A 4034-nucleotide genomic window follows, 5' to 3' on the forward strand; every position below is an offset into this window, starting at 1 on the left:
CAATGAAAGTCCCCGCCCGAAGGCGGGGAAATCAGTCTTGATGACCACCCGAGAGGCGGTTCATCCGTGCCTCAATGAAAGTCCCCGCCCGAAGACGGGGAAATTGCGCCAGGTGGACCGCCTCATTGACCTCACTCTCCTGCCTCAATGAAAGTCCCCACCCGAAGGCGGGGAAATTGCAGATTGCGCAGGAGCTTCTGGCTATGCCTACCCGCCCTCAATGAAAGTCCCCGCCTGAATGCAGGAAAATAAAAGTATACCCAAGCAGCCATTCAGGCATTTAAACACTATTGACAAGCCAAAACATCACGCGAGCGACACGCCAACATTACGTCACGTGCCAGGTTCTCACGGAGACAGACAAAGCCTCCAAAGGCCATTATCCCCACCTCTACTACCAGTCCGCAATCGAACTCGTCATTCCTCCGCTCCCCTGCCGCGCGTCGCTAGCGAATGAGCAGCACGCAGCTAGAGAATGAGCGCATCCGATTCGGTCACCTCGCGCGCCCGGCCAATGTAGCTGAAGGTCGGCTCATCAAGCCTGGCCAGCAGCCCCAGGTCGCAGAAAAGTACCGAATCCTCATCCGGATCGATAAGGTCCTGAACCTCATCTTTGATGCGTCGCACCTTGGCGGGGGCCGCATCCACAATAAAGACGCTGTACTGAATACGGTCCCCATAACTGAGAATGAGCTTGGCCAGCTTGGCGCGCCGCCGGTCGCTGGGCACGTCGTAAGCGATAAGTGTTCGTCGGGCATCGTCACGCATTATCGTACGGTCACCCCCGTGTACTCGCGGGTGGTTCCGTTAATTACGCCCAGGAGCATGCGGGCCTGCACTTCAACAGCACGGCGCCACGTCACCGAATACCCGTAAGTGGGGTGGGTAATCTCCGTGGCCATTCGCTTCTCGAACGCGGCGATGATAGTCTTCCGCCCATCGGGTGTGAGCCGGTAGCTACCACCGACCGCGGTGAAGTGTGCCGCTTTGACCTGCCTCCTATTGATAAGAGACACCACCACAGAATCCGCGATGACTGCACGGAACTCTTCCATGAGGTCAAGCGCGAGCGCCGGCTTATTGCGAGAGCTGCTGTGCAGGAACCCGGCATGAGGGTCGAGCCCACAGGTGAGAATCGCACGAATGCATTCTGAGCTGAGCAGCCCGTAGGCGTAGTTCAGCAGAATGTTGATGGGGTCGTTGGCACCTCTCCCCTGCCGCCCAGTCCAGGTCCAGCCGAGTTCGGTGAGCACGTCTTCTTTGAGCATGGTCGTGAAACTACCGAAGTAGAGCGAGGCGGCTTCACCTTCGATGCCGAGCAGTTCCGGGATTGAGGTAGCCTGCGGCGTGTGCTTCTGGATGTCTCGCATGGTGCGGCATATATCTGCGGCGTGGCCGTTGCGGCGCAGCAGGGTCGCTTGGTTTGCGATTTTGCTGGCAATCATGGCGGCCGCTATGGGCAAGTGCCCCTGCGCTGAGAGGACATGCTGTTGCACGCGGGCCAGTCCATTCGGTCCGGTGCCAGGTTGCGACCAGCCGTAGACTCGGCCGGTGCTGGAGCACCAGATGATGGTGCAGTTGCGCCACATGAGTTCTCGTAGAAGCGCGGAGGAAACGTCAATGTTTCCGTGGACCACGAGGCTGTGCACACGTTCGAGGGGTACGCTGCTGATTGTTTCGCCGAGGTGTTGCACGATGAGGCGCCCTTGCTGGACGGTCGCTCTTGATCCTTGCGTGGTGAGGTGCGCTACTTGGCTGTCGGGGTTGCTGGCGACGACGCGTGTAATGTTTTCTTTTCCGTGGGATTCGTCGGGTAGGCACACGGAGATGTGGGAGCACCAGCTGCAGCGGGGTGAGTCTTCGAGGGGTTGCGGTGCTGTCGGGTTGTCGATGAGTGCGCGGGTGGTGTGTACGTATTCTTCTGCGGTGCGGATGTCTTCGTCTGAGATGTCGACGGGCACGGTTTTATTGTGGTTGGTGAAGTGCACCGCGCATTCGCTGACGGTTTCGCCGGCTTCTTCGAGGCAGATTTTCTGAAGGGCAAGCTGCACCCTGTGGGCGGGCGTGACGGATGCGTTGCGGCGTACGGGGGTTGCTTTGTATTCGATGATGCGGGTAGAACCGTCTTCTTGGGGTTCGATGGCGTCGCATCGTCCGGTGAGCCCGAGGCGTGTTGATGAGATGGTGACTGCGCGCTGTTGTGTGCCGCGGGATGTTTTGGGGTCGTCGACTCGTTTGTGGGCGGACTGCCCTTCTTGCATTTGTGAGGTGTCGGTCTTTTCGCCATTGGATTCAATCCATGCGCGGCGGGGACAGTACACGGTGTGCATGACGAGTGAGATAGGAAGTTCGTCGCCTGCACTGTAAGGGGTAGACATCGGTGTCTCCTTGGTGTGAGCGAGTATGGTAGGCAGTCAGCTTTGGCTGCTTGGTTTTGAGGTTAGCACTGCGGCGGGGTGTTTTGGCTTATCAGCGAGTTTATGACGCTATTCCGGCGTGTTGAGTTTTCTGCTTGGATGTGTGGAGGAGGCGGGTGGCAGCTAGTGAGCGGGGTTTGCGGTCGGTGTTTTAGCCTGGTTGCTTCCTGCGCGGCAAAAAGGAAAAGCTCCGTTCCTGGACTGTGGCGGGTCCAGGAACGGAGCAGGAATAGGTTAGGGAAAGTCCCTACGAAACCGTAGGGAAGGTTGAGGTGTTTCCTGCGCAAGCAGGGATGAGCCCGCCTCAATGCCTTAATGAAAGCCCTTCCAAAAAGGAAGGGAAATTCCCGCCGGTGTGTGGTTTTTTGATTTACCCCTGGGCCTCAATGAAAGCCCTTCCAAAAAGGAAGGGAAATGCTCTACCCATCGTGAGACGGTGGGCTGACTCATCGGGCCTCAATGAAAGCCCTTCCCAGAAGGAAGGGAAATATCGAGGTGGTCGGCGGTGAAAGCGAGCGGGTGTGTGCCTCAATGAAAGTCCCTCCGAAAAGGAAAGGAAATATCATCATTCACCGACAACACGACAGCAATGTGACCCCCTCAATGAAAGTCCCTCCGAAAAGGAAAGGAAATGCCTCATTCTGCATTTTGGCGAGTTAAACCCTTGCCCCTCAATGAAAGTCCCTCCGAAAAGGAAGGGAAATTTCGTGATTTCGCGGTGCTGGTGCCTGCTGGCGGTCGCCTCAATGAAAGCCCCACCGAAAAGGAAGGGAAATCGGTGCGATCAATCCTGATGGCACCGTCGCTTCTAGCCTCAATGAAAGCCCTTCCAAAAAGGAAGGGAAATCAGGGTGAGCTTTCACATCTCTAATTGTAGCGTCGCCTCAATGAAAGCCCTTCCCAGAAGGAAGGGAAATCACCGGAAAATCGACACTGACGACGAACCTCGCCGTCGCGCCTCAATGAAAGCCCTTCCCAAAAGGAAGGGAAATGGGTGTCCAGGAGTTCCTGTCTGCTGGGCTGGTCAGCCTCAATGAAAGCCCTTCCCAGAAGGAAGGGAAATTGGTGAGGATCAGTAGCCGCGGCATCACCTGCTGCCGCCTCAATGAAAGCCCCTCCAAAAAGGAAGGGGAACCCTCCTGCACCGGACCTCAATGAAGAAAGTCTACACCTCAAGGTGTAGCACAAGAGGTCCCGCAGTCACCTTGAGGGGATATTGTTCTATCTTATTGAAAGTCCCGCCGAAAAGGTAGGGAAATCCTGGACGCGGTACTGGTTTGACGAACCGTGGAGTTTGCCTCAATGAAAGCCCTTCCAAAAAGGAAGGGAAATGCATGAGAGCGTGGACGCCGTGCGCGCCGAACACCGCCTCAATGAAAGCCCTCCAAAAAGGAAGGGGAAATGCGGACAGGCATCCAAGCTGAAATCGTTTCCCCGTTGCCTCAATGAAAGCCCCTCCCCAAAAAGGAAGGGAAATGTGGGTGGTGTCGGTGGTGAGCATGGAGGTTTGCCGCAGCCTCAATGAAAGCCCTTCCAAAAAGGAAGGGAAATCTGCGTTGGCTCGTGAGGGCATGCTCGGCGAATCTGACCCTCAATGAAAGTCCCTCCGAAAAGGAA

At 56.5% G+C, this 4034-nt stretch carries 3 protein-coding genes; 1 reads left to right on the top strand and 2 read right to left on the bottom strand.

Features of this window, described 5'->3' with window-relative positions; genetic code table 11:
• Positions 1–468: 468 nt before the first annotated feature.
• Both cas2 and HMPREF2894_RS05050 read right to left on the bottom strand, forming a co-directional pair.
• On the bottom strand, positions 469–768 hold the full coding sequence (gene cas2 / locus HMPREF2894_RS05045; protein WP_081094626.1) for a CRISPR-associated endonuclease Cas2: 300 nt from the start codon (positions 766–768) through the stop codon (positions 469–471).
• Complete coding sequence (locus HMPREF2894_RS05050) at positions 768–2378, bottom strand: CRISPR-associated endonuclease Cas4/Cas1 (RefSeq protein ID WP_070678086.1); 1611 nt, start codon at positions 2376–2378, stop codon at positions 768–770. Before HMPREF2894_RS05050 ends, cas2 begins: the two co-directional genes overlap by 1 nt.
• A 670-nt stretch (positions 2379–3048) precedes the next feature.
• Here HMPREF2894_RS05050 and HMPREF2894_RS09030 point away from each other — a divergent pair.
• Positions 3049–3288, top strand: coding sequence for a hypothetical protein (locus tag HMPREF2894_RS09030; protein ID WP_141754529.1), 240 nt, complete (start codon positions 3049–3051; stop codon positions 3286–3288).
• Positions 3289–4034 lie beyond the last annotated feature (746 nt).

It is taken from the genome of Rothia sp. HMSC066G02 (genome assembly GCF_001813145.1).
In the GTDB taxonomy this organism is placed as follows: Bacteria; Actinomycetota; Actinomycetes; order Actinomycetales; family Micrococcaceae; genus Rothia.

Bases quoted from the DNA above. Each gene is read 5' to 3' on its own strand.
- cas2 (WP_081094626.1), bottom strand. From the start codon at position 768: ATGCGTGACGATGCCCGACGAACACTTATCGCTTACGACGTGCCCAGC.
- HMPREF2894_RS05050 (WP_070678086.1), bottom strand. From the start codon at position 2,378: ATGTCTACCCCTTACAGTGCAGGCGACGAACTTCCTATCTCACTCGTC.
- HMPREF2894_RS09030 (WP_141754529.1), top strand. From the start codon at position 3,049: ATGCCTCATTCTGCATTTTGGCGAGTTAAACCCTTGCCCCTCAATGAA.